25 protein-coding genes are annotated in these 23,069 nt (G+C 61.5%); 9 read left to right on the forward strand and 16 right to left on the reverse strand.

Annotated elements, in window-relative coordinates; all coding sequences use genetic code 11:
- The first annotated feature begins 40 nt into the window (after window positions 1–40).
- Both ACQRBT_RS15540 and ACQRBT_RS15545 read left to right on the forward strand, forming a co-directional pair.
- Complete coding sequence (locus tag ACQRBT_RS15540; RefSeq protein WP_060756171.1) at window positions 41–1,087, forward strand: N-acetylmuramidase family protein; 1,047 nt, start codon at window positions 41–43, stop codon at window positions 1,085–1,087.
- 1 nt (window position 1,088) lies between these two features.
- Window positions 1,089–1,679: a hypothetical protein gene (locus tag ACQRBT_RS15545; protein ID WP_161549070.1), complete on the forward strand. Its 591-nt coding sequence runs from the start codon at window positions 1,089–1,091 to the stop codon at window positions 1,677–1,679.
- A 16-nt stretch (window positions 1,680–1,695) separates the two neighbouring features.
- On the opposite strand, the gene ACQRBT_RS15550 is transcribed toward ACQRBT_RS15545, so the two are convergent.
- A complete protein-coding gene (locus ACQRBT_RS15550; RefSeq protein WP_090369365.1) occupies window positions 1,696–2,559 on the reverse strand; it encodes a LysR family transcriptional regulator in 864 nt (287 codons plus the stop codon).
- Window positions 2,560–2,661: 102 nt separating this feature from the next.
- On the opposite strand from ACQRBT_RS15550, the gene ACQRBT_RS15555 reads away from it, so the two are divergent.
- Window positions 2,662–3,621 carry a DMT family transporter gene (locus tag ACQRBT_RS15555; protein ID WP_060756168.1) on the forward strand — a complete coding sequence of 320 codons (960 nt, stop codon included), beginning with the start codon at window positions 2,662–2,664 and terminating at the stop codon, window positions 3,619–3,621.
- On the opposite strand, the gene ACQRBT_RS15560 is transcribed toward ACQRBT_RS15555, so the two are convergent.
- Window positions 3,535–3,906: a VOC family protein gene (locus ACQRBT_RS15560; RefSeq protein WP_161549071.1), complete on the reverse strand. Its 372-nt coding sequence runs from the start codon at window positions 3,904–3,906 to the stop codon at window positions 3,535–3,537. The two genes, ACQRBT_RS15555 and ACQRBT_RS15560, sit on opposite strands and share 87 nt — an antisense overlap.
- Before the next feature lie 197 nt (window positions 3,907–4,103).
- Between ACQRBT_RS15560 and dnaX the strand changes: the two genes are divergently transcribed.
- From dnaX to ACQRBT_RS15585, 5 genes are all read left to right on the forward strand, one after another.
- Window positions 4,104–6,167, forward strand: a complete 2,064-nt coding sequence (gene dnaX / locus ACQRBT_RS15565) for a DNA polymerase III subunit gamma/tau (RefSeq protein WP_412047123.1) — start codon at window positions 4,104–4,106, stop codon at window positions 6,165–6,167.
- Window positions 6,168–6,210: 43 nt separating this feature from the next.
- Window positions 6,211–6,549 carry a YbaB/EbfC family nucleoid-associated protein gene (locus ACQRBT_RS15570; RefSeq protein ID WP_003193199.1) on the forward strand — a complete coding sequence of 113 codons (339 nt, stop codon included), beginning with the start codon at window positions 6,211–6,213 and terminating at the stop codon, window positions 6,547–6,549.
- Between the two features lie 132 nt (window positions 6,550–6,681).
- Window positions 6,682–7,716, forward strand: a complete 1,035-nt coding sequence (locus ACQRBT_RS15575) for an NADP-dependent oxidoreductase (protein WP_198763562.1) — start codon at window positions 6,682–6,684, stop codon at window positions 7,714–7,716.
- 66 nt (window positions 7,717–7,782) lie between these two features.
- Entirely contained in the window at window positions 7,783–8,385 is a 603-nt protein-coding gene (gene recR, locus ACQRBT_RS15580) for a recombination mediator RecR (RefSeq protein ID WP_060756164.1), read from the forward strand.
- A 199-nt stretch (window positions 8,386–8,584) separates the two neighbouring features.
- The gene (locus ACQRBT_RS15585) at window positions 8,585–9,733 is read left to right on the forward strand and encodes an acyl-CoA dehydrogenase family protein (RefSeq protein WP_412047124.1); all 1,149 of its coding nucleotides are present in this window, start codon (window positions 8,585–8,587) and stop codon (window positions 9,731–9,733) included.
- Here ACQRBT_RS15585 and ACQRBT_RS15590 read toward each other — a convergent pair whose 3' ends face one another.
- Together ACQRBT_RS15590 and fnr are read right to left on the reverse strand one after the other, a co-directional pair.
- Window positions 9,734–10,282 (reverse strand): adenine phosphoribosyltransferase, encoded by a 549-nt coding sequence (locus ACQRBT_RS15590; protein WP_090369375.1) that lies wholly within the window; start codon window positions 10,280–10,282, stop codon window positions 9,734–9,736.
- A gap of 81 nt (window positions 10,283–10,363) precedes the next feature.
- Window positions 10,364–11,098: a fumarate/nitrate reduction transcriptional regulator Fnr gene (gene fnr, locus ACQRBT_RS15595; protein WP_060756161.1), complete on the reverse strand. Its 735-nt coding sequence runs from the start codon at window positions 11,096–11,098 to the stop codon at window positions 10,364–10,366.
- Between the two features lie 153 nt (window positions 11,099–11,251).
- Here fnr and ACQRBT_RS15600 point away from each other — a divergent pair, with 153 nt between their 5' ends.
- Complete coding sequence (locus ACQRBT_RS15600) at window positions 11,252–11,737, forward strand: hypothetical protein (RefSeq protein WP_060756160.1); 486 nt, start codon at window positions 11,252–11,254, stop codon at window positions 11,735–11,737.
- A gap of 6 nt (window positions 11,738–11,743) precedes the next feature.
- Here the strand turns inward: ACQRBT_RS15600 and hemN are convergent, their stop codons facing one another.
- The 12 genes from hemN to ccoN all read right to left on the reverse strand — a co-directional run bounded on the left by hemN (window position 11,744) and on the right by ccoN (window position 22,817).
- A complete protein-coding gene (hemN, locus tag ACQRBT_RS15605; RefSeq protein ID WP_412047125.1) occupies window positions 11,744–13,126 on the reverse strand; it encodes an oxygen-independent coproporphyrinogen III oxidase in 1,383 nt (460 codons plus the stop codon).
- A 102-nt stretch (window positions 13,127–13,228) separates the two neighbouring features.
- Window positions 13,229–13,912: a sulfite exporter TauE/SafE family protein gene (locus ACQRBT_RS15610; RefSeq protein ID WP_060756158.1), complete on the reverse strand. Its 684-nt coding sequence runs from the start codon at window positions 13,910–13,912 to the stop codon at window positions 13,229–13,231.
- The gene (gene ccoS, locus ACQRBT_RS15615) at window positions 13,905–14,117 is read right to left on the reverse strand and encodes a cbb3-type cytochrome oxidase assembly protein CcoS (RefSeq protein ID WP_005790284.1); all 213 of its coding nucleotides are present in this window, start codon (window positions 14,115–14,117) and stop codon (window positions 13,905–13,907) included. The genes ACQRBT_RS15610 and ccoS overlap by 8 nt, the downstream gene beginning before the upstream one ends.
- Window positions 14,118–14,139: 22 nt before the next feature.
- Window positions 14,140–16,590: a heavy metal translocating P-type ATPase gene (locus ACQRBT_RS15620; protein WP_412047126.1), complete on the reverse strand. Its 2,451-nt coding sequence runs from the start codon at window positions 16,588–16,590 to the stop codon at window positions 14,140–14,142.
- Between the two features lie 7 nt (window positions 16,591–16,597).
- The gene (locus ACQRBT_RS15625) at window positions 16,598–17,131 is read right to left on the reverse strand and encodes a FixH family protein (RefSeq protein WP_060756157.1); all 534 of its coding nucleotides are present in this window, start codon (window positions 17,129–17,131) and stop codon (window positions 16,598–16,600) included.
- Window positions 17,132–17,161: 30 nt separating this feature from the next.
- Window positions 17,162–18,577, reverse strand: a complete 1,416-nt coding sequence (gene ccoG / locus ACQRBT_RS15630) for a cytochrome c oxidase accessory protein CcoG (RefSeq protein ID WP_060756156.1) — start codon at window positions 18,575–18,577, stop codon at window positions 17,162–17,164.
- A 206-nt stretch (window positions 18,578–18,783) separates the two neighbouring features.
- Window positions 18,784–19,194, reverse strand: coding sequence for a type II toxin-antitoxin system VapC family toxin (locus ACQRBT_RS15635; RefSeq protein ID WP_244385315.1), 411 nt, complete (start codon window positions 19,192–19,194; stop codon window positions 18,784–18,786).
- Entirely contained in the window at window positions 19,194–19,448 is a 255-nt protein-coding gene (locus ACQRBT_RS15640; RefSeq protein WP_060756154.1) for a type II toxin-antitoxin system Phd/YefM family antitoxin, read from the reverse strand. Before ACQRBT_RS15640 ends, ACQRBT_RS15635 begins: the two co-directional genes overlap by 1 nt.
- A gap of 153 nt (window positions 19,449–19,601) precedes the next feature.
- Window positions 19,602–20,579 (reverse strand): cytochrome-c oxidase, cbb3-type subunit III, encoded by a 978-nt coding sequence (ccoP, locus tag ACQRBT_RS15645; RefSeq protein ID WP_060756153.1) that lies wholly within the window; start codon window positions 20,577–20,579, stop codon window positions 19,602–19,604.
- Window positions 20,576–20,761: a CcoQ/FixQ family Cbb3-type cytochrome c oxidase assembly chaperone gene (locus ACQRBT_RS15650; protein ID WP_016775513.1), complete on the reverse strand. Its 186-nt coding sequence runs from the start codon at window positions 20,759–20,761 to the stop codon at window positions 20,576–20,578. Before ACQRBT_RS15650 ends, ccoP begins: the two co-directional genes overlap by 4 nt.
- A 5-nt stretch (window positions 20,762–20,766) precedes the next feature.
- On the reverse strand, window positions 20,767–21,375 hold the full coding sequence (gene ccoO / locus ACQRBT_RS15655) for a cytochrome-c oxidase, cbb3-type subunit II (RefSeq protein ID WP_025854274.1): 609 nt from the start codon (window positions 21,373–21,375) through the stop codon (window positions 20,767–20,769).
- Window positions 21,375–22,817, reverse strand: a complete 1,443-nt coding sequence (gene ccoN / locus ACQRBT_RS15660; protein ID WP_060756152.1) for a cytochrome-c oxidase, cbb3-type subunit I — start codon at window positions 22,815–22,817, stop codon at window positions 21,375–21,377. The genes ccoO and ccoN overlap by 1 nt, the downstream gene beginning before the upstream one ends.
- Between the last annotated feature and the right edge of the window lie 252 nt (window positions 22,818–23,069).

Raw genomic sequence — 23,069 nt, forward strand, 5'->3', positions numbered from 1 at the left:
TGAAGTGCTATCACTTCTTTAACTAACAAGGATGTCTGTCATGAAAAGCCTGCAAGGTTTGCCTCCACTTATCAGTGCTTCGGTAGGTGCTCCCGGTAAAGCCCGCAACTTGCCCGCCGATGTGCAGTGCGTCCAGTATTTATTCAATCTGATCATTCCCAAAATGGGTTTTCCGCTGGCCGAAAACGGCAAGTGCGATGGCCAGTTGGTGCAGTGCATCAGCCAGTACCAGTTCCGTCATCTCAAGTATGCCCACCCCGATGGTGTGATCGACCCCACCGGTCGTACCTTCAACAGCCTCATCGAAGAAGCGGTGAAGGTGCCGGTCAAAGCCTTTCCGGGCGTGCGCATTCCGAGCTTTCTCAATGTGTTCGGCAACAACCAGGGGGACGCCGTGCAGGCCACGGTCAACGTCTATCTGGACCGCATGCGCGCGATGGTCGAGGCCGAGCGGCGTAACCGCCAGTTGATGCTCCAGGCCACGTGCGACGGGGGCATGACCCTCAGTGATACCGACTTCCAGAACGCCGCCACGCAGTTGGGTGGCGGCATTTCGGTGAATATCATCAAGGCCTTTGCCACGGTGGAATCCGGCGGACGTTCGGGGTTTGGCCCGGCCAAGTTGCCGGTGATCGCCTTCGAAGGGCACCTGTTTCGCAAGTACACCAAGCACATCTACGACCAGGCGCACCCGCTGCTGTCTTACCCCTACAAGAAAAAGGCCGGACCGCAGTGGCAGGCCAATAACAAGGACCAGACCAAGGCTTGGGAAACCATGGCCACCGCCTTCGCGCTGGATCAGGAAGCGGCGTTGATGTCGGCGTCCTGGGGTATGTTTCAGATCATGGGCTTCAACTACGCGTCATGCGGTTACAAGACGGTGTTTGAATTCGCCGCGGCATTGAAAGTGAATGCCGGTAACCAACTAAAGGCGTTCCTCGGTTTTTGCAGCAAGAGCCCGGCGTTGATGAAAGCCATGAAGGCCAAGGACTTTACCGGCATGGCGCGCAACTATAACGGCGAGGACTACGGCAACTACGACGTGCTGATGCAAAAAGCCTACGAGAAACTGGAAGGGAAAAAATAAGATGATGCGTTTTCTAGCGATGGGTGTGTTGTCGTTGTGCGCCGTGGTACCGGCCTTTGCCGGTTCGCCCGCATTGCATTCAGGCAAGTACGAAGGGCTGATGCTGGCTGTGACGCCTGAGCACCAGGTTGAAGGCTACTACTCAGAAGCCATGGGCGAGGGCGTGACCCGCAGCTGTGCGTTCTACCTGCAAGGCAAGCCCGCTGCGCTGACGACCTGGCTCGACAACGCCTACCCTGGCAGCGTGGCACCCTCGTCGGACGGTGTGACCCTGACCGTGGCAGAAGGCCGCCAGCACCCTGGCTGCCTCAATGTGCTGATGCCGGAGATCGCCACCGGCCTGGACCTGACCCAGACCGCCAACACGAAATGGATCGGCCTGGTGAAGGTGTCCGCCGACAAGGCTTACCTGCTCAAGACCCCCAGCGCCAAGGCGACCAAGCGCCCGTATATCGTCAAGAATGACGTGGTCGGCGTGCTGGCGTTCAAGGATGGTTGGGCGCAAGTCGAGTTCATCAATGCCGACGATCGTTCGTTCACCGGCTGGATCAGCCAGGACCAGTACGCACGCCTGGCCGCCCCGAAGAGCTGACACAGACCCAATGGCGTCAGCCAAAGGTTTCCCGCAGTAACCCGGCGAAGGCATCTCGCGCCAGATGCCGTTGGGTGTCCTTGTGCCAGAACAGCAGGTTGTCCACCGCCTGCAGTTCCTCGAACCGGTACGACGCCAGCTGATTGGCCTGCTCATAGCGGGCCAGGATGCCCTCCGGCGCCAACGCCACGCCAATCCCCGCACTCACGCAACCGATGATGGTGCCCCAACTGGCATAGCTGGCGATGCTCGGCTTGAAGTCGTGGGGTTTGACCCAGTTTTCCAGTGCGGCGCGGTAGGGGCAGCCGGGTGGCCACACCAGCAGGGTGCGTCCGGCCAAGTCCTTGGCGCTGCTGATCGGTTCGCTGGACGCGCTGGCGATCAGCACCAGGCGTTCGCTGTAGACCACGCTGTGTTCGAGCTTGGCGCGCTTGTTGCCGCTGGCCACCAGCGCCACATCGAGGCGGTGGTGTTGCAGGTCGTCCAGCAGTTGCGCCCAGGCGCCGGTGACCAGTTCCAGGCTGACCTCGGGATAGCGCCGGTGGTATTCCGCCAGCAAGGGCGGCAGGCGCCCGCTGGCGCTGGATTCCACGGCACCGATGCGCAAGGTGCCACGGGGAATCGCGTTGACGTCCACCGCGCGTTTGGATTCTTCCACCAACGCCAGGATGCGCTCGCAGTACTCCAGGAAGATTTCACCGGCGGCGCTGATCGCCAGGCCACGTCCGGCGCGGATGAACAGCGGCGTGCCCAACTCGCTTTCCAGTTGCTTGATGCGCGTGGTGATGTTGGACGGCACACAGTGCAGTTGCAGGGCGGCCTGGGCCACGCTGCCGGTTTGCGCCACGGCTCGCACCATTTTCAGTTGGGCCAGTTCCATTGCTCAGTTCCAGTGATTTCAGAAGTCAGAAACGGTTAATTGTCCTGCGTCCCGTGCCAGCCAAGACTGAGTGCATTCCTACTCAGTTTGCGGATGTCGTCAATGAATACCCCGTCACCCTTCAAGCTTACGCTAGTCATCGCCAGCGTCATCCTTTGCTGGGCCTACTCGCCGATCGGCATACACATGGGGCTGCACAGCTACAGCCCTGGCCAATTGGCATTGCTGCGGTTTCTGATCGCGTCGGTCTTCATGGGCGGCGTTGCGCTGGCAGTGGGTATTGATCGGCCGCGCCTGCGCGACCTGCCGTGGCTGCTGGTGCTGGGCTTTTTTGGCGTGTTCCTGCATCACACCAGCCTCAACAACGGGCAGCAGTGGGTGACGGCGGCGGCGTCCAGTGTGCTGGCTCAGTCGGCGCCTTTGTTCAGTGTGTTGATCGCAGCGTTCTGCTTGAAGGAGCGTGTCAGTGCCTGGCGTTGGGGCTGTGTGCTGTTGGGGTTGGTCGGCGTGTTGATGGTGATCTGGGGCGATGCGGGGGTGGGGGAGATCGATCCGCGTGGCTTGCTGCTCCTGTTGGCGGCCGTTTCGTGGAGCGTCTATTTCGCTATCCAGAAACACTATGCGCACCACTACAGCCCGCTGACCATGGCGTGCTACATGGTGTGGTTCGGCACGTTGATGCTGGGCGTGAACCTGCCGGGCCTGCCGGCCGCGGTGATGCAGGCGCCGTGGCCGGAGAACCTCTCGGTGCTGGTACTGGGTATTTTCCCCAGCGCCCTGGCGTACCTGGCCTGGGGCTATGTGTTGAAGCATGTCGACGTCAGTCGCGCAGCGGTGGCGATGTACCTCATCCCACCGGTGGCGATGGTGATGGCGGCAACGCTGCTGGGCGAGCACATTGCGTTGCAGGTGATGCTCGGCGGGGTGGTCGTATTGGCCAGCGTGGCTGCCATCAGCCTGGAAGGGCGCTGGGGCTCAGTCACTCAGGCAGAACGCCCGCAGCCGATGGCCATCGAGGTCCTGGGCGACAAAGGTGTAGCCGAAATCCATGGCGGTCGGTGACTGGATGATCGTCGCGCCGCGTTCCAGCCAATGCTCGTGCAGGGTATCGACGGCTGCTTTGTCAGGCAGCGAGAAGCCTACTTCGCCACCGCCCCCGGTGAGCTGGGCGGCCGGCTCTACGGTGTGCCGCGACCACAGGCCCAGCTTGACGCCGTTGTCGAGGATGAATAGAGCGAACGTCGGGCCCAGCTCTACCGGCGGCTTGTCCAGCAAGCGGCTGTAAAAGTTGGCGCTGGTGGCGGGACTGTCGACGTACAGCAGGAAATAGTGACCGACGGTGTTCATGCAGGCTCCTTGAGCACGGGGGGATAAGTGAAACCGAGTCTATAAGACCGTGCTGTCAGTTCTTGTCAGGAGCGTGTCGAGCCTGTTGCAGGGCCTGCCAAGCCTGCCAAATCAGATTAGACGAGCGTGCCGGATGCAATTTCCCCCTTGCTCCGCTAGCATTACCGGCCTCTGCTCTCCAGTTGCGACGGTTTTCGATGAGTTATCAGGTTCTTGCACGTAAATGGCGTCCGCGCTCGTTCCGCGAAATGGTCGGCCAGACCCATGTGCTCAAGGCTCTGATCAATGCCTTGGACAGCCAGCGGCTGCACCACGCCTACCTGTTCACCGGTACACGTGGGGTGGGGAAAACCACCATTGCGCGCATCATCGCCAAATGCCTGAACTGTGAAACCGGCATCACCTCGACACCCTGCGGCACCTGCTCGGTGTGCCGGGAAATCGATGAAGGGCGTTTCGTCGACCTGATCGAGATCGACGCCGCGAGCCGTACCAAGGTCGAAGACACCCGCGAGCTGCTCGATAACGTGCAGTACGCACCGAGTCGTGGCCGCTTCAAGGTCTACCTGATCGACGAAGTGCACATGCTTTCCAGCCATTCCTTCAACGCCTTGTTGAAAACCCTGGAAGAGCCGCCGCCCTACGTCAAATTCATCCTGGCCACCACCGACCCGCAGAAGCTTCCTGCAACGATTTTGTCGCGGTGCCTGCAGTTCTCCCTGAAAAACATGACCCCCGAGCGGGTGGTCGAGCATTTGACCCACGTGCTGGGCGTCGAGAACGTGCCGTTCGAAGACGACGCGCTGTGGCTGCTCGGTCGCGCTGCCGATGGTTCGATGCGCGATGCCATGAGCCTTACCGACCAGGCCATCGCCTTTGGTGAAGGCAAGGTCATGGCCGCCGATGTGCGCGCCATGCTTGGCACCCTCGACCACGGCCAGGTCTTCGATGTGCTGCACGCGCTGATCGAAGGCGACGCCAAGGCGTTGCTCGAAGCCGTGCGCCATCTGTCGGAACAAGGCCCGGACTGGAACGGCGTGCTCTCGGAAATCCTCAATGTGCTGCACCGGGTCGCCATTGCCCAGGCGCTGCCTGAAGGCGTCGACAACGGCCACGGCGACCGCGACCGCGTGCTGGCCCTGGCCCAGGCATTGCCGGCCGAAGATGTGCAGTTCTACTACCAGATGGGCCTGATCGGCCGTCGGGACCTGCCCCTGGCACCGGACCCGCGTGGTGGTTTTGAGATGGTCCTGCTGCGGATGCTGGCCTTCCGGCCCGCGGACTCGGCAGACGCGCCGAGACAGCCGCTAAAGCCAGTGGGGATCAGCCAGGCCACAGTTGATTCCGCCAAACCAGTGGCTGGCGCGGCGGTGGTCGCGCCAGTGGTTGCTGCGCCCGCGCCGGTTGTGCCGGTTCATGAACCTGAGCCTGAACCTGTGCCCGCTTCGGTAGCTGAACCTGAGCCGGAACCGGAACCTGTCGTCGAGCCCGAGCCCGAGCCGGTCGTCGACCTGCCCTGGAATGATCCGGTGGAAGCCGAGATGGCGCCGGCCGTGGAGCCCGTGCTGGAAACTACCGGCGAACAGCCGGAACTGACGCCGATGCCCACGCCGACCCCGGACAGCGTGGTGCCCGACGCCCCTGAGTGGGTCAGCGCGCCGGTTCCCGAGCCGACCGTGGCCCAGGTAGATGCCGCCACGCCAGGCATGGACCTCGACGACGAACCGCCGCTGGATGAAGACTACATTGAGCCGGATATGGATTCGGCCTACAGCTACCTGGATGACCTGGCCAGCGAACACACTGCCGAGCCGGCCCCGGAGCCCGAAGCCGAGCCCGCTGCGGCACCGGCCACCGGCCTGGCGTTGCAATGGCTGGAGTTGTTCCCGAAATTGCCGATTTCCGGCATGACCGGCAGTATCGCCGCCAACTGCACGCTGATCTCCATCGAAGGCGATCACTGGCTGCTGCACCTGGACCCGGCCCATAGCGCGCTGTTCAATGCCACACAGCAGCGTCGCCTCAACGATGCCCTGAACCAGTACCATGGGCGTACGCTGACGATCAGCATCGAGTTGATCAAGCCCGAGCAGGAAACGCCGGCGCAGGCCGCCACGCGTCGGCGTATCAACCGCCAGCGCGAAGCGGAAGACTCGATCCATGGTGATCCGCTCATCCAGCAAATGATGCAACAGTTCGGCGCAGTCGTTCGCCAAGATACAATTGAACCTGTCGAAGCCCCGGTGCCCCAGGCATCCTGACACCGGGCTACTAAATTGATCCACGTACTTTGAGGTGATTCCCATGATGAAAGGTGGCATGGCCGGCCTGATGAAGCAGGCACAGCAGATGCAGGAAAAGATGGCCAAGATGCAGGAAGAACTGGCCAACGCCGAAGTCACCGGTAAAGCCGGTGGCGATATGGTCAGCGTGGTGATGACCGGTCGTCACGACATCAAGCGCGTGAGCATCGACCCAAGCGTATTGCCAGGTGTCGGCGAAGATGACCTGGAAATGCTCGAAGCGTTGTTCGCCGCCGCCGTCAATGACGCGGTGCGCAAGATCGAAGCCAACAGCCAGGACAAAATGTCCGGCGTGACCGCCGGCATGCAACTGCCTCCGGGCATGAAGCTGCCGTTCTGATCGGGCGGCGTTAGCTAGACTCCAATGCCAGGCCGCGTGCCTGGCATTTTTGTTTGTGTGATCCGATCGAACCCTGGCGGGGTGCGCAAGGTCTGCACCCTATACCGACGCACTCGATAAAGGAGCCCCCTCATGCCTCAAGAACCGGTCCTGAACCAGCGCATTGTCCTGGTTTCTCGCCCCCAAGGCGCGCCGACGCCGGAAAACTTCCGCCTGGAACGCGTGACCCTGCCGGATTTGGCGGACGGCCAGGTGCTGTTGAAGACGCTGTACCTGTCCCTCGACCCTTACATGCGTGGACGCATGAGCGACGCACCGTCCTACGCAGCACCGGTAGAAATCGACGAGGTAATGACCGGTGGCGCCGTCAGTCGTATTGAGCAGTCGCGTAATCCCAAATTCGAGGTGGGCGATCTGGTGGTCGGCTCTACCGGCTGGCAGAGCCACAGCATTTCCGACGGTCGCAACCTGATACCGGTGCCCAAGGGCCTGGCGAGCCCATCGATGGCGTTGGGCGTACTGGGGATGCCGGGCATGACCGCTTATATGGGATTGATGGATATCGGCCAGCCCGCGCCTGGCGAGACACTGGTCGTGGCGGCGGCGTCCGGCGCGGTGGGTTCGGTGGTGGGGCAGGTGGCCAAGCTCAAGGGCTTGCGTGTGGTGGGGATTGCCGGTGGCGCGGATAAATGTCGCTATGTGGTAGACGAGTTGGGCTTTGATGCCTGTATCGACCACAAGAGCGAGCACTTTGCCGATGAGCTGGCCCAGGCGTGCTTCAAGGGCGTGGACATCTACTTTGAAAACGTCGGTGGCAAGGTTTTCGATGCGGTGGTGCCGCTGCTCAACCCCAAGGCACGTATTCCGCTGTGTGGCCTGATCGCCGGCTATAACGCCCATGAGGCGCCAAGTGGGCCGGATCGCCTGCCGGCATTGCAACGGACCTTGCTCACCAAGCGCGTACGTATCCAGGGCTTTATCGTGTTCGACGACTATGGCGACCGCCAGCCCGAATTCCTCAGTGCGATGGCGCCGTGGGTGCGCGACGGCAAGATCAAGTTCCGCGAGGACGTGGTCGACGGGCTGGAGCAGGCCCCCGAGGCCTTTATTGGTTTGCTGGAAGGGCGCAACTTCGGCAAGTTGGTGGTGCGCCTCGCGCAGGATTGACCATTTGACGCTAATCCGGGGCGCGGGTATAAACCGCGTCTCGTTGTTTTGTCGGACCCATTGCCCATGAGCTTCAGCCCCCTGATTCGCCAACTGATCGACGCCTTGCGTACCTTGCCGGGCGTGGGTCAGAAAACCGCCCAACGCATGGCGCTGCAATTGCTGGAGCGTGATCGCAGCGGCGGTACCCGGTTGGCCCAGGCCCTGAGCCAGGCCATGACGGGTGTGGGGCACTGTCGCCAGTGCCGCACCCTTACCGAGGAAGAACTCTGCCCGCAATGTGCCGATCCACGCCGTGACGACACGCTGTTGTGTGTGGTGGAAGGGCCGATGGACGTGTACGCGGTGGAGCAGACCGGTTACCGCGGGCGCTACTTCGTGCTCAAGGGGCACTTGTCACCCCTGGATGGCCTGGGGCCGGAAGCCATCGGCATTCCGCAACTGGTGGCGCGCATTGAAGAGCAAGGCACTTTCACCGAAGTGATCCTGGCCACCAACCCGACGGTGGAAGGTGAGGCCACGGCGCACTACATCGCGCAGCTGCTGACCAATAAAGGCCTGGTCACCTCGCGTATTGCCCATGGCGTACCGTTGGGTGGTGAGTTGGAACTGGTGGATGGCGGCACCTTGGCGCACTCCTTTGCCGGTCGCAAGCCCATCGCCCTCTAAAGAACAACGCAGCGCAACTTGTGGGAGGGGGCTTGCTCCCGATAGCGGTGGTACAGTCGATACCTGATTGACTGAACCACCGCTATCGGGAGCAATCCCCTTCCCATAATGGTTTTGCATTGCTGGCAGTATTTGCGTCCGGCTTGATAACCAAGCAAGCGCTTGGTAAGTTCGCTCTACCTCTGCGTGGAGTTTGCCGATGTCTGCCTATCAGGACTATTTCGACCCCAGCCACCTCTTGGTCCGCGACAGCGTGCGCCGTTTTGTCGAGCGCGAGATGTTGCCGGGCATCGAGCAATGGGAGGAAGCCGCAAGCTTTCCCCGCGAGTTGTACCTCAAGGCAGGTGCTGCGGGGATTCTGGGCATCGGTTATCCCGAAGCGCTTGGCGGCAGCCATGAGGGTGACCTGTTCGCCAAGGTGGCCGCCAGTGAAGAGTTGATGCGCTGCGGCTCTGGCGGGGTAGTGGCCGGGTTGGGTTCGCTGGATATCGGCTTGCCACCCGTCGTCAAATGGGCCAGGCCAGCACTGCGGGAGCGTGTTGTACCGCAGGTGTTGTCCGGCGAGAAGATTATCGCCCTGGCCGTAACCGAGCCGAGCGGCGGTTCTGATGTGGCCAACCTGCAAACCCGTGCGGTCCGTGAGGGCGAGCATTACCGCGTCAGCGGCAGCAAAACCTTTATTACCAGTGGCAGCCGCGCCGACTTCTACACCGTCGCCGTACGTACCGGCGGGCCGGGCTTTGGCGGTATCAGCCTGTTGCTCATTGAAAAAGACACCCCAGGTTTCACGGTCGGTCAGCCGCTGAAGAAAATGGGCTGGTGGGCGTCGGACACGGCAGAACTGTTCTTCGACGATTGCCGGGTACCAGTGAGCAACCTGATCGGCGCCGAGAATATGGGGTTTGCCTGCATCATGGGCAACTTCCAGAGCGAACGCCTGGCCCTGGCGTTGATGGCCAATATGACCGCGCAACTGGCACTGGAGCAAAGCCTTGAGTGGGCTGCCCAGCGCGAAGCATTCGGCAAGCCCATCGGCAAGTTTCAGGTGCTCAAGCATCGGTTGGCGGAAATGGCCACTGCCGTGGAAGTGTCCCGCGAGTTCACCTATCGCCAGGCGGCCAAGATGGCCGCCGGCAAGAGTGTGATCAAGGAGATTTCCATGGCCAAGAACCTCGCCACCGACACGGCCGACCGCGTCACTTATGACGCGGTGCAGATCCTCGGTGGCCAGGGTTACATGCGTGGCAACCTGGTGGAGCGGCTGTACCGCGACAACCGCATCCTGTCCATCGGGGGTGGCACTCGCGAAGTGATGAATGAAATCATCAGCAAGCAGATGGGGCTTTGATCAGCGCTCGGTCAATGCGAACTGGGTCAGGCAGAACGTCGGAATGCCCATGTCTTCCAGGCGCTGTGAGCCGCCCAGCTCCGGCAGGTCGATGATCGCCGCGGCTTCGAAGATCTTCGCGCCCATGCGACGCACCAGGTTGGCGGCAGCGATCAGGGTGCCGCCGGTGGCGATCAAATCATCGAACATCAAGACCGAGTCGCCTTCGCACAGACTGTCGGCATGCACCTCCAGAAAGGCTTCACCGTACTCGGTCTGGTAACCCTCGGCCAGCACATCGGCGGGCAGCTTGCCTTGCTTGCGGAACAGGATCAGCGGTTTGTTCAACTGGTAGGCGATGATCGAGCCGATCAGAAAGCCCCGCGCATCCATCGCGCCGATATGCGTGAAGTCGGCTTCTACGTAGCGATGGGCAAAGCTGTCGGCCACCAGGCGCAGGGCGCGGGGGGATTGGAACAGCGGCGTGATGTCACGAAAGATCACCCCAGGTTTGGGGAAGTCGATGACAGGGCGGATCAGGGATTTGATGTCGAACGAATCGAAGGTCATCGTCGAAGAGTCCTGGGAGCGGAAAACGGACTCGAAGTATACCTGCGGCCCCGCCGATTGGCGCGGCCGCAGGTGGCTGGATCAACTCTCCAGCGCCCCCCCGGCCAGCGAACACAGCTGGATCGGGTCAAGGATGTGCACTTCCTTGCCCTCGGCGGCGATCAGCTCGTTCTGCTGGAAGCGGGTAAACACCCGGGACACGGTTTCCACCGCCAGGCCCAGGTAGTTGCCGATTTCATTGCGCGACATGCTCAAGCGGAACTGGTTGGCCGAGAAGCCACGGGCGCGGAAGCGTGCCGACAGGTTGACCAGGAAGGTAGCGATGCGTTCGTCGGCGGTTTTTTTCGACAACAGCAGCATCATTTGTTGATCGTCGCGAATCTCGCGGCTCATCACGCGCATCAACTGGCGACGCAGTTGCGGCAGTTGCAAGGCCAATTCATCCAGACGCTCGAAGGGGATTTCGCATACCGACGTCGTCTCCAGAGCCTGGGCCGATACCGGGTGAATCTCGGTGTCCATGCCGGACAACCCCACCAATTCGCTGGGCAGGTGGAAACCGGTGATTTGTTCTTCGCCGCTGTCGCTCAGGCTGAACGTCTTCAACGCCCCCGAACGTACTGCATAGACGGAGTCAAACTTGTCGCCCTGGCGAAACAGAAACTCGCCCTTTTTCAGCGGGCGGCCGCGTTTAACGATGTCGTCCAGCGCATCCATGTCTTCCAGATTCAACGAAAGTGGCAGGCACAGGGGAGCCAGGCTGCAATCCTTGCAATGGGCCTGGCTGTGAGCGCGCAGTTTAACTGGCTCGGACATTTCTTAAATCCTTGTGGGAAATCACACATAAGACGTAAGGGTAACGCACCGAGGGTAGCTGAGGCCAGCGTGTACAAAAAAGCGGCAGCGGTATACAGGTTTTTGTATCGCTGCCGATACATTGTTGTCTCTCAACGAGCAGGAGCTCAGATCATGTCCGTCAGCAGTGTCCAGAACCCACAGATTAATGTGGCTGCAGTGTCGGTCTGGAAGGCCGCCGATGCCTCCAAGGACAAAGACGCCGCCTCCAAGGCACCCACCGCGCCAGAAACCGCCGAACCCAAGACCACCGAGGGGGTAAAGGTGGTCATCTCCGGAGAGGCGATGGGCGCATCGAAGGCCGAGCAATCGGACAATAGCGATATCGACAACAGCAGCCTGAGCGATAGCGTCAAGCAGTTGCTGAAAATGATCCGTGAACTCAAAAAGCAGCTTGCCGAAAAAATGGCCGAAATGGCAGCGGTCATGGCCGATAATTCCATGACGCCTGAGGCGCGCCTGGTGAAGGTGGGCAACCTGCAGGCTGGCGTGTCGGCATTACAGGCTGGCTTGACCTTGGCCCAGACCGCTTTGGCCAAGGCCATGAAGGACCAGCCACCGTCGGCTCAATTGGAAGCCATGAGCCTGGCCTCGCGCTAACCGGGCTCAGATGACCCGCGAGAATCGCTGCCTGTTCTGGTGCTCCAGATAGGCATCGAACACCATGCACACCGAGCGCACCAGCAAGCGTCCGGCCGGCAGCACGCGAATGCTGTGGGCATCCAGTTCGATCAGGCCGTCTGCCGCCATGGTCTCCAGCTGTGGCCACAGCTCAAGGAAATAGCCGCGAAAATCAATGTTGAAGGCCTGTTCGATCTGCTCGAAGTCCAGGCTGAAGTTGCAGATCAACTGCTGAATCACCTGGCGTCGCAAGCGGTCGTCGGTGGTGCAGACCAAGCCACGGCTGGTTGCCAGTTGCGCGCCGGCCAGGGCGTTCTGGTACTGGTTCAAATCGCTGCCGTTCTGGCAGTACAGGTCGCCGATCTGGCTGATCGCCGATACCCCCAGCCCGATCAAGTCGCAATGGCCGTGGGTGGTGTAGCCCTGGAAATTGCGCTGCAACCTGCCTTCCTCCTGGGCAACAGCCAATTCGTCATCCGGCAGGGCGAAGTGGTCCATGCCGATGTAGCGGTAACCGGCCTGGGTCAATTGCTCGATGGTGGTTTGCAGCATCAGCAGTTTTGCCGCAGGCGAGGGCAGGTCGTCGGTGTTGATGCGCCGCTGCGGCATAAAGCGCTCGGGCAGGTGCGCGTAGTTGAACACCGACAGGCGATCCGGTTGCAGACTGATCACTTCTTCCACGGTGCGTGCGAAGTTCAACGGCGTTTGCTTGGGTAAGCCGTAGATCAGATCAATGTTGATCGAACGAAACTGCAAGGTGCGCGCGGCGTCGATCACTGCGCGGGTTTCTTCTAGGCTTTGCAGGCGGTTGACCGCCCGTTGCACCTCCGGGTCAAGGTCCTGCAGGCCAATGCTCACGCGGTTGAAACCCAGTTCACGCAACAGGCCCATGGTGGCCCAGTCGGCTTCGCGAGGGTCGATCTCGATGCCGTAGTCGCCCGAGTCATCATCGAGCAAATTGAAGTGCTGGCGCAGGTGTGTCATCACCTGGCGCAGTTCGTCGTGGCTGAGAAAGGTCGGGGTGCCGCCGCCGAAATGCAGCTGCTCCACGGGCTGTTTCGGGTCCAGGTGACAGGCCACCAACTGGATTTCCTGCTCCAGGCGTTGCAGGTAGGCTTGGGCGCGGCCACGATCCTTGGTGATCACCTTGTTGCAAGCGCAGTAATAGCAAATGTTCGCGCAGAACGGCACGTGGATATACAGCGATAAGGGGCGGGCGGCTTTGCGGCTTTCGCGCAGGGCATGCAGCAGGTCGAAGGTGCCAACCTGGCTGTCGAATTGTACGGCGGTGGGGTAGGACGTGTAACGCGGCCCCGCCAAGTCGTAGCGGTGAATCAGATGTGTGTCCCAACGAATGGCGTCGAGCATGCGGGCGGTCCCCCGGATAGGCTAGTGGGCCGAGTCTAGGGGCGAGCCGCAGGTGGCATGTTGATTTGCATCAACGGGGAGCGGCGCTATGCCACATGGCCGTTAATGGCCCATCAACCAGTGCTGATGCGGGCCAGGCAGGGTCCATAAGCCAAACACAATTACCCATACGCCACCGGCCACACGCACGCTGCGTTTGCGCAGCCAGGCGGTGACGCGTTCGGCCGCCAGGCCGGTCGCCAGCAACACCGGCCAAGTGCCCAAGCCAAACGCCAGCATCAGCAGTGCACTGTCCAGCGCATTGCCCTGGCTCGCCGCCCACAGCAGGGAGCTGTAGACCAAGCCACACGGCAACCAGCCCCAGAGCGCGCCCAGCAGCAGGGCACGGGGCAGGCTGGACACCGGCAGCAAACGGCTGGCGACGGGCTGGATATAGCGCCACAGGCCGCGTCCGAGGCTTTCGATGCGGGTCAGGCCGCTCCACCAGCCGGCCAGATACAGGCCCATGCTGATCAGCAGTAGCCCGGCAAGCACGCGCATGAACATCGCCGCGGGGCTGTTGGCCAGCGCCCAGCCGGCCAGGCCGATCAACAACCCGGCCGTCGCGTAGCTGAGGATGCGCCCCAGGTTGTAGGCCAGCAGCAGGCGGAACCTGCGGCCGCGTTGGTGCTTGGGAATCGCCAGGGTCAGCGCACCCATCAGCCCGCCACACATGCCCAGGCAATGGCCGCCACCGAGCAAACCGAGGATCAGCGCCGAGACCAGCAGGGGGGCCAGCTCAAGCATGGGGAGGGTCTTTGGGCGGTTGTTCCGGGCCGTTCGCTTCGTCGATGGCGGCCAGGTGGTTCGGGTCCTGATCGTCGAACAGCACGCTGTGGGCCGGGCCGTCGAGGTCTTCGTACTGGCCGCTGTCCACGGCCCAGAAGAAGATGTAAATGGCCACGCCCACTAAGAGCAGCGCCGCCGGGATCATCACGTATAGAGCTGGCATCTGCACTCCATGCCCGCAGGCCTCAAACCGGCAGCGGGCGGGTTACCAAAGGGGCGCCGGCTGGCTGCGCATTCGGCAGACGAGCCAGGCGCAGCGCATTGAGCACCACAGTCAAGGAACTGAGGGACATGCCGATCGCGGCCCAGATCGGGGTGATCCAACCCAGGGCGGCAAACGGCAGCATAAGGCCATTGTACAGCCCGGCCCACAGCAGATTCTCGATGATGACCCGCCGGGTACGCCGCGCCAGGCTAAAGGCTTGCACCAGGGCATCGAGGCGGTTGGACAGTAGCACGGCGTCGGCGCTGGTTTTCGCCAGGTCCGTGGCCGACCCCATGGCCACGCTGATATCGGCGGCGGCCAGCACCGGTACATCGTTGACGCCATCACCCAGCATCAGCACGGTGCGGCCTTCCTGGTGCAAGCGTTGCAGCACCCGCAGCTTGTCATCCGGGCGCAGGCCGCCGTGTGCTTCGTCGATGCCCAGGTCGGCGGCGACGCTGGCGACCATTGGCGAACTGTCACCGGACAGCAACAGCGTGCGCCAGCCACGGGCCTTGCACGCAGCCAGCAGGGACGCTGCATCGCTGCGCAAGCGGTCATCCAGCACGAACCAGGCCAGGGCGCCATGGCTGTCGCCCAACAGCAGCCATTGGCCGGCTGCGTCCGGTGCCTCAGGCAGCGGGCACCCACTCAGTTCGCAGACAAAGGCGGCCTGGCCGATGCGCAAGCGGCGTTCGCCCACGCGCCCCTCCAGCCCCAGCCCTGGGGCACTGATGACCTCTTCAGCGGCCAACGGCGCGCGCCCGAAGGCTCGGGCGATGGGGTGTTCGGAGCGGTTTTCGAGGGCGGCGGCGAGGCTCAGGCAGTCATCGCTGTTCAACGCGCCCACGGGACGTATGGCACGTAACGCCAGGCGACCTTCGGTCAGGGTGCCGGTCTTGTCGAAAATCACCGTATCGATCTGGTTCAAACCCTCCAGTACATGGCCGCGGGTCAGCAGCAGCCCGAGTTTGTGCAGGGTGCCGGTGGCGGCGGTGAGGGCGGTCGGGGTGGCCAGCGACAGCGCACAAGGGCAGGTCGCCACCAGCATTGCCAGGACGATCCAGAACGCCCGCGTCGGGTCCAGTTGCCACCACGCCAGGCCGATCAGCAGCGCGGCGACCAGTGAGCACAACAGGAACCACTGCGCCGCGCGGTCGGCGATTTGCGCCAGGCGCGGTTTCTCGGCCTGGGCGCGCTCCAGCAGGCGCACGATGGCCGACAGGCGGGTGTCATGGCCCAAGGCGCGCACCTCGACGGTCAGCGCGCCTTCGACGTTAAGCGTACCGGCGGTGACGGTGTCACCGGTAAAGCGCGATTGCGGCAGGTATTCGCCGGTCAGCAGCGATTCGTCGATGCTCGACTGACCCTCGAGAATCACCCCGTCGGCCGGCAGGACGGCGCCCGGATGTACCAATACCCGATCACCCAACACCAACTCACTGAGCAGGATGCGCTCGCTCTGCCCATCGCTGTTCAGGCGCAGGCACGAGGCGGGCAACAGGTTGACCAACTGCGCGGTGGCGGCGGCGGTGCGCTCGCGAGCGCGGCGCTCCAGATAGCGGCCGGCCAGCAGGAACAGCGCGAACATGCCCACCGCGTCGAAATACAGTTCGCCGGAGCCGGTAATCGCGGTCCAGATGCCCGCCAGGTACGCGCCGCCAATCGCCAGGGACACCGACACATCCATGGTCAGGTGACGTGTACGCAAGTCGCGCAGGGCGCCCTTGAAAAACGGCGCGCAGCTGTAGAACACGATGGGAGTTGTGAGAAACATCGCCACCCAGCGCAGGATCACATGCAGTTCCGGGCTCAAATCGATGTTGAATTCAGGCCAGGTCGCCATGGTTGCCATCATCGCCTGGAACCACAACAAACCGGCCACCCCCAACTGACGCAGGGCCAGGCGGTTCTCGCCAGCCAATTGCTCGGCTGCGCGGTCGGCCTGATAGGGGTGGGCGGCATAGCCGATATGACGCAGTTCACTGAGCAACCGGCTCAACGGCAATTGACCGTCGGCCCAGCGGACCTGCAAGCGATGGTTGGACAGGTTCAGCCGCGCCTCCGCCACAGCGGGCAGGCTGCGCAGGTGTTTTTCGATCAGCCAGCCACACGCGGCGCAACTGATGCCTTCCATCAACAGGGTGGCTTCCGCCAGTTCGCCTTCGTGGCGGACAAAGGGCTTTTGCACGTCGGCGCGGTCGTACAGCGCCAATTCGTCCACGAGTTGCACCGGCAACGCCTCGGGGTTGGCCGAGGCTTCGCTGCGGTGCTGGTAGTAGCTTTCCAGCCCACCGGCGACGATGGCTTCGGCCACCGCCTGGCAGCCTGGGCAACACAACTCACGGGGTTCACCCAGGATCTGCGCGGTAAACCGGCTGCCCGCCGGGACGGGCAGGGCGCAGTGGTAGCAGGGGATGGGGCTGGTCATGGTCGGGTTACTGGTCTTCAGCACCTTGCAGCGGTTCGTCACCCAACAGCAGGTCCTTGTCGTGGCTGACCTGCTCTTCTTCGAACAGGCGCCAGGTCTTGTCACCTTCTACGCCGAGCAGTTCCACGAAGCGTCGGCCGTCGACCTTGTCGGTGACCTGACCGATGTAGCGCCCGGGTTCGCTGTCGCTACGGGTCAGGATGATCTTGCGGTCCTTCTGCGGTTGGGTTGGCGAAATCAGGTTCAACTCCAGCGTATTCGGGTTGCTGTTGCCGGTCAGGCGCAGGTCGACTTCGCCAGTCAGCTCGTCCAGGTGCACCGATGCACGCAGTTGCAGGGTCTGCGCCAGTTGTTCGCGATCCAGGGAGCGGTTGATGCCTTTGCCGGCCTCGTAATAGTTGTCGTTGACCAGGTTGTCGGGGTTTTTCACCGCGATAGTCACCATGGACAGGGTCAAGGTCACCGAGCAGGCCAGGATGCCAATGATGATCCAGGGCCAGAGGTGCTTGTACCAAGGGCTTGCGGCAGTTGCTGCGGGCATTGTGGCGCTCTCTTTTAACGGGCTTTTTGTTTATCGGACCTGGGGGCCGATGAATCGGCTCTTGGCTTCAACGTGGACGCTGTCGTCATCGGCATCCTTGAGGATGAATTTCACCTCGTTGGTGCTAGACGGCAGTTGCTCGGGGGCGCTGGACAGTTCCACCGGCATGCTGAAGATATCCCCGGCGGCAACTTTGATCTCGCGGCGGCCTTGCAGCTTGAGGTCCGGCAGGCCCGCTGCGTCGAGCACGTAGGTGTGGTCGCGCTGGTCTTTGTTCATGATCTTCAGGCTGTAGACGTTTTCGATGCGGCCTTCGGCGTTTTCGCGGTAGAGCACGCGGTCTTTGCTGACGTCGAAGCCCACCAGCGAGCGCATGAAAAATGCCGTGACCAGCAGGCTGATCATCGCCAGCAGGACCAGGGCGTAGCCGATCAATCGTGGGCGCAGCTTGTGAGTCTTCTGCCCGGACAGGTTGTGCTCGGTGGTGTAGCTGATCAGGCCACGTGGGTAGTCCATCTTGTCCATGATGTTGTCGCACGCGTCGATACAGGCGGCGCAACCGATGCATTCGATTTGCAGGCCGTCGCGGATGTCGATCCCGGTCGGACAGACCTGCACGCACATCGTGCAATCGATGCAATCGCCCAGGCCCTGGGCCTTGTAGTCGACGCCTTTTTTGCGCGGGCCACGCACTTCACCGCGACGCGGGTCGTAGGAGACGATCAAGGTGTCTTTGTCGAACATCACGCTCTGGAAGCGTGCGTACGGGCACATGTAGATGCACACCTGTTCGCGTAGCCAGCCGGCGTTGCCATAGGTGGCGAGGGTGAAGAAGCCCACCCAGAAATAGGACCAGCCATCGGCCTGGCCGGTGAAGAAGTCGAACACCAGCTCGCGGATCGGCGAGAAGTAGCCGACAAAGGTCATGCCGGTGACAAAGCCGATCGACAGCCACAGGCTGTGCTTGCTCAATTTTCGCAGGAACTTGTTGATGCCCATCGGCGCTTTGTCGAGCTTGATGCGCTGGTTGCGATCGCCTTCGGTGACTTTTTCGCACCACATGAAGATCCAGGTCCACACGCTTTGCGGGCAGGTATAACCGCACCACACGCGTCCGGCGTACACCGTGATAAAGAACAGGCCGAATGCGGCAATGATCAACAGGCCCGACAGCAGGATGAAATCCTGGGGCCAGAAGGTCGCGCCAAAAATGAAGAATTTACGTTCCGGCAGGTTCCACCACACTGCCTGGTGGCCCCCCCAGTTCAGCCATACCGTGCCGAAATAGAGCAGGAACAGACCGGCACCGCCGAGCATGCGCAAATTACGGAACAGGCCGGTGAAGGCGCGGGTGTAGATCTTCTCTCGCGAGGCGTAGAGATCGACCGTGTTGCTGGCGTTTTTGGCAGGCGGGGTAACGTCATGTACCGGTATCTGGTTGCTCATCATTGCATCCCACGGCGGTGGAGACTTGCCTCGGCCAGTACGTGCCGGCCGGGGTCAAATTGGGGTGTGGCAGTGGCCTAATGATACGCCCCCGGTGGTGCTGCAAGGGTGCGACCTTTGGTCGCGTTGGGGGAATTCAATTGATGGTATATGTGATCTGGATCAATTGACTTGGGAAGTATGGACGGTTTTTGCGTCAAGGCGGGTCATTCGTTCCATGGATTGAGCAACGGAACGCCGCTGGATCGAAAGTCGCAGACATTGCGCGTCACGACGGTCAGCCCATGCACCAGCGCTGTCGCGGCGATCAGTGCATCACTCTCATTAGCCTGGTCGGGTACATGCAATTGCGCACAACGCAGCGCAACTGCGGCATCGACAGGCAGGATCCTGGCATCAAAGGCGGGCATTACGTGCTTTTTCAGCCAGGTTCGTAACACCTTCCCTTGCATTGGGTCTCGACGTTCAATGCGCAAGACGCCGGTCTCCAGCTCCTTGAGGGTGATAGCCGAGATGAACATGCGTGGAGCAATGACACTTTTTGCCCAGGCGACGACTTTGGCGTCAGCCTGGGGTTTACGAAGTTCAGAGATTACGTTGGTGTCGAGCAGGTACATCAAGAGAGGTCCACAGGTCGATGGATGATCACGGCACGTTCGGTTTCGAACTCGATATCGGCCGCTTCCGACATCACCAGCAGGTCAACGATGTCAGCATCGAGGCCTGTCAGTTTCTGGTAGTCCTCAATGCTTAGCAGGACATGGGCAGGCTTGCCGCGATCGGTGATAAAAACCGGCCCTTGGCGAGCGGCTTTTTTGGCACCACTTGTGTCTTGATTGAATTCCCGGCTGGAAATGGTGGTGATGGTCATGGGGTATCCCCCTTCGTCAGATTTTATGTAGGCACGTTACTACTTAGGTTCTAGCAGGAGCAAGTCCGAGGCTACGAGTGGTCATTCTGTGGGGGAACAAACAACAAAGCCCTGCGTAGCTGTCGCTGCGCAGGGCTTTGTTGATAGTCAGGTTTACTGCTCTTCGGTCTGCTTATCCCCATGGGACAGGCTGTAGACATATGCCGCCAGCAGATGCACCTTGTCATTGCCTTGCAGTTGCTCCTGGGCAGGCATCTGGCCCTGGCGGCCGTAACGGATGGTCTGCTGCAGTTGGGCGAAGCTGGAGCCGTAGATGAATGCACCCGGATGAGTCAGGTCGGGGGCGCCCATCGCCGGGGTGCCTTTACCGGCGGGACCGTGGCAGGCCACGCAGTTGGCGGCGAAGAGTTTCGCGCCGTTGGCCGCGTCGGCTTTGGCCCCTTCCGGCAACTTGCGGCCGTCGAGGTTGGTCACCACAAAGGCTGCCACGTCGGCCACGCCTTGTTCGCCGATCACCTCGGCCCACGCCGGCATCACTGCGTGGCGGCCTTTCATGATGGTTTCCTTGATGGTGGCCGGTTCGCCACCCCAGCGCCAATCGGCATCGGTGAGGTTGGGGAAACCGTAGGCGCCCTTGGCGTCGGAACCGTGGCACACCGAACAGTTGGAGGCGAACAGGCGACCTCCCATCTTCAGGGCTTGCGGGTCTTTGGCGACTTCTTCAATCGGCATTGCGGCGAACTTGGCGAAGATCGGGCCGAACTTGGCGTCTGACTTGGCCATTTCCTTTTCCCATTCGTGCACGCCGGTCCAGCCGGTCTGGCCGTTGGCGAATGGGGTTTGCTTGTCGGTGTCGAGGTAGTTGTAGCCGGGCAGCAAGCCCTTCCAATTGCCGAGGCCGGGATACAGCGCCAGGTAGCCGAGGGCGAAGATGATGGTGCCGACGAACAGCATGAACCACCATTTGGGCAGCGGGTTGTCGTACTCCTCGATGCCGTCGAACGAGTGGCCGACGGTTTCGTCGGTCTGCTCGGCGCGCTGGCCCCGGCGGGTGGACAGCAGCAGCCAGGTCAGGGCGAAGATGGTACCCAGACTGAGGACTGTGACGTACAGACTCCAGAACGTAGTCATTCTTTGTTACTCCTAGAAGCTTGCTCGACGTGCTTGATGGCTTCGGGATCATCCGCAAAGGGCAGCATGGTCGCGTCGTCAAACTCCGACTTGCGCTTGGGGCTGAATACCCACAACGCCAGGCCGATAAAGGCCACCATCACCACAACGGTGCCCAGGCCTCGAATCATCCCGATATCCATGTAGGTCACCGTTTGCTTTTGATGAGGGTGCCAAGGCCCTGCAGGTAGGCCACCAATGCGTCCATTTCGGTCTTGCCCTTCACAGCGGCGGCTGCACCGGCGATGTCTTCATCGGTGTAGGGCACGCCCAGGGTGCGCAAGACTTCCATCTTCTTCGCAGTGTCCTTGCCGTCGAGCTTGTTTTCCACGAGGAACGGATACGCCGGCATTTTCGACTCCGGCACAACGTTGCGCGGGTTGTACAAGTGCGCACGCTGCCAGTCATCGGAGTAACGCCCGCCGACACGGGCCAGGTCCGGCCCGGTACGCTTGGAACCCCACAGGAACGGGTGGTCCCACACGCTTTCACCGGCAACAGAATAGTGGCCGTAGCGTTCGGTTTCGGCGCGGAACGGGCGGATCATCTGCGAGTGGCAGCCGACACAGCCGTTGGCGATGTAGACGTCGCGGCCTTCCAGTTCAAGGGCGGTGCGCGGCTTCATGCCTTCGACCGGTTTGTTGGTGACGTCCTGGAAGAACAGCGGGACGATCTGGGTCAGGCCGCCGATACTCACGGCGATGACCATGAAGAAGGCCAGCAGGCCGATATTCTTCTCGACTACTTCATGCTTCATCAGTGGGCTCCCACAACGGCGATCTTGGCGGCGGCTTCGGCTTCTGCAGGGTCCGAGGCACGCACGGTGCGCCAGACGTTGTAGGCCATGAACAGCATGCCGGCGGCAAAGAACGCACCGCCCAGGGCACGGACGATGTAGCCCGGATGGCTGGCTTGCAGCGCTTCGACGAAGGAGTAGGTGAGGGTGCCGTCATCGTTGATCGCACGCCACATCAGGCCCTGGGTGATGCCGTTGACCCACATCGAGGCGATGTAGAGCACGGTGCCGATGGTGGCCAGCCAGAAGTGCGTGTTGATCAGCCCGACGCTGTGCATCTGCGCACGGCCGAACAGTTTGGGGATCATGTGGTACAGCGCGCCGATGGAGATCATCGCCACCCAACCGAGGGCGCCGGCGTGTACGTGGCCGATGGTCCAGTCGGTGTAGTGCGACAGCGAGTTGACGGTCTTGATCGCCATCATCGGGCCTTCGAAGGTCGACATGCCGTAGAACGCCAGGGACACCACGAGGAAGCGCAGGATCGGGTCGGTGCGCAATTTATGCCAGGCGCCCGACAGGGTCATCATGCCGTTGATCATGCCGCCCCAGCTCGGGGCCAGCAGGATGATCGACATCGCCATGCCCAGGGACTGCGCCCAATCCGGCAGCGCGGTGTAGTGCAGGTGGTGCGGGCCGGCCCAGATGTACAGGGTGATCAGTGCCCAGAAGTGCACGATGGACAGGCGATACGAGTAGATCGGCCGTTCGGCCTGCTTGGGCACGAAGTAGTACATCATCCCCAGGAAACCAGTGGTAAGGAAGAAGCCTACGGCGTTGTGGCCATACCACCACTGGATCATCGCATCCGTTGCCCCGGCGTAGGCCGAGTAGGATTTGAACCAGCTCACCGGCAAGGAGGCGTGGTTGACGATGTGCAGCATCGCCGTGACCAGGATGAACGCGCCGTAGAACCAGTTACCCACATAGATGTGCTTGGTCTTGCGCTTGACGATGGTGCCGAAGAACACCACGGCGTAGGTCACCCACACGATGGCGAGCAAAATGGCGATCGGCCATTCCAGCTCGGCGTATTCCTTGGTGGTGGTGTAGCCCAGCGGCAGGGTGATGATGGCGCCGAGGATCACGGCTTGCCAGCCCCAGAAGGTGAATGCGGCGAGGCCGTCGGAGATCAGTCGCGTCTGGCAGGTTCGCTGCACGACATAGTAGGAGGTGGCAAACAATGCACATCCGCCGAAGGCGAAAATCACCAGGTTAGTGTGCAGCGGGCGCAGGCGGCCGAAGGTCGTCCATGGCAAGCCGAAATTCAATTGCGGCCAGACCAGTTGCGAGGCGATGAACACCCCGAGCCCCATGCCAAGGATCCCCCAGACCACCGTCATGATGGCGAACTGGCGGACTACCTTATAGTTATAAGCAGTCGGACTGATTGCTGTGCTCATTCTAAGGTTCCACGGTTTAGGTTTTTTTATAGGTAAAATCGGCCGCAAGTATGTAGAAAGCGATGGGTCATTGCAACGCAATGACTGACCTGTATCAATGCGTTCCACGCCAGATTCTGCGCCCTTTCCATGTTTGGTGTAAGGACAAAATCCGAAATCAAAAGCTGATCAAGTGGACAAGAAAATTTGGGGGCCGCAACAATAGTCGTGCGTACGCCAGGATCAGTCCGCTGTGCAAGCAAGCGTAGACCC

The sequence above is a fragment of the Pseudomonas sp. R19M genome (genome assembly GCF_050312585.1).
Taxonomy (GTDB): Bacteria; Pseudomonadota; Gammaproteobacteria; order Pseudomonadales; family Pseudomonadaceae; genus Aquipseudomonas; species Aquipseudomonas palleroniana.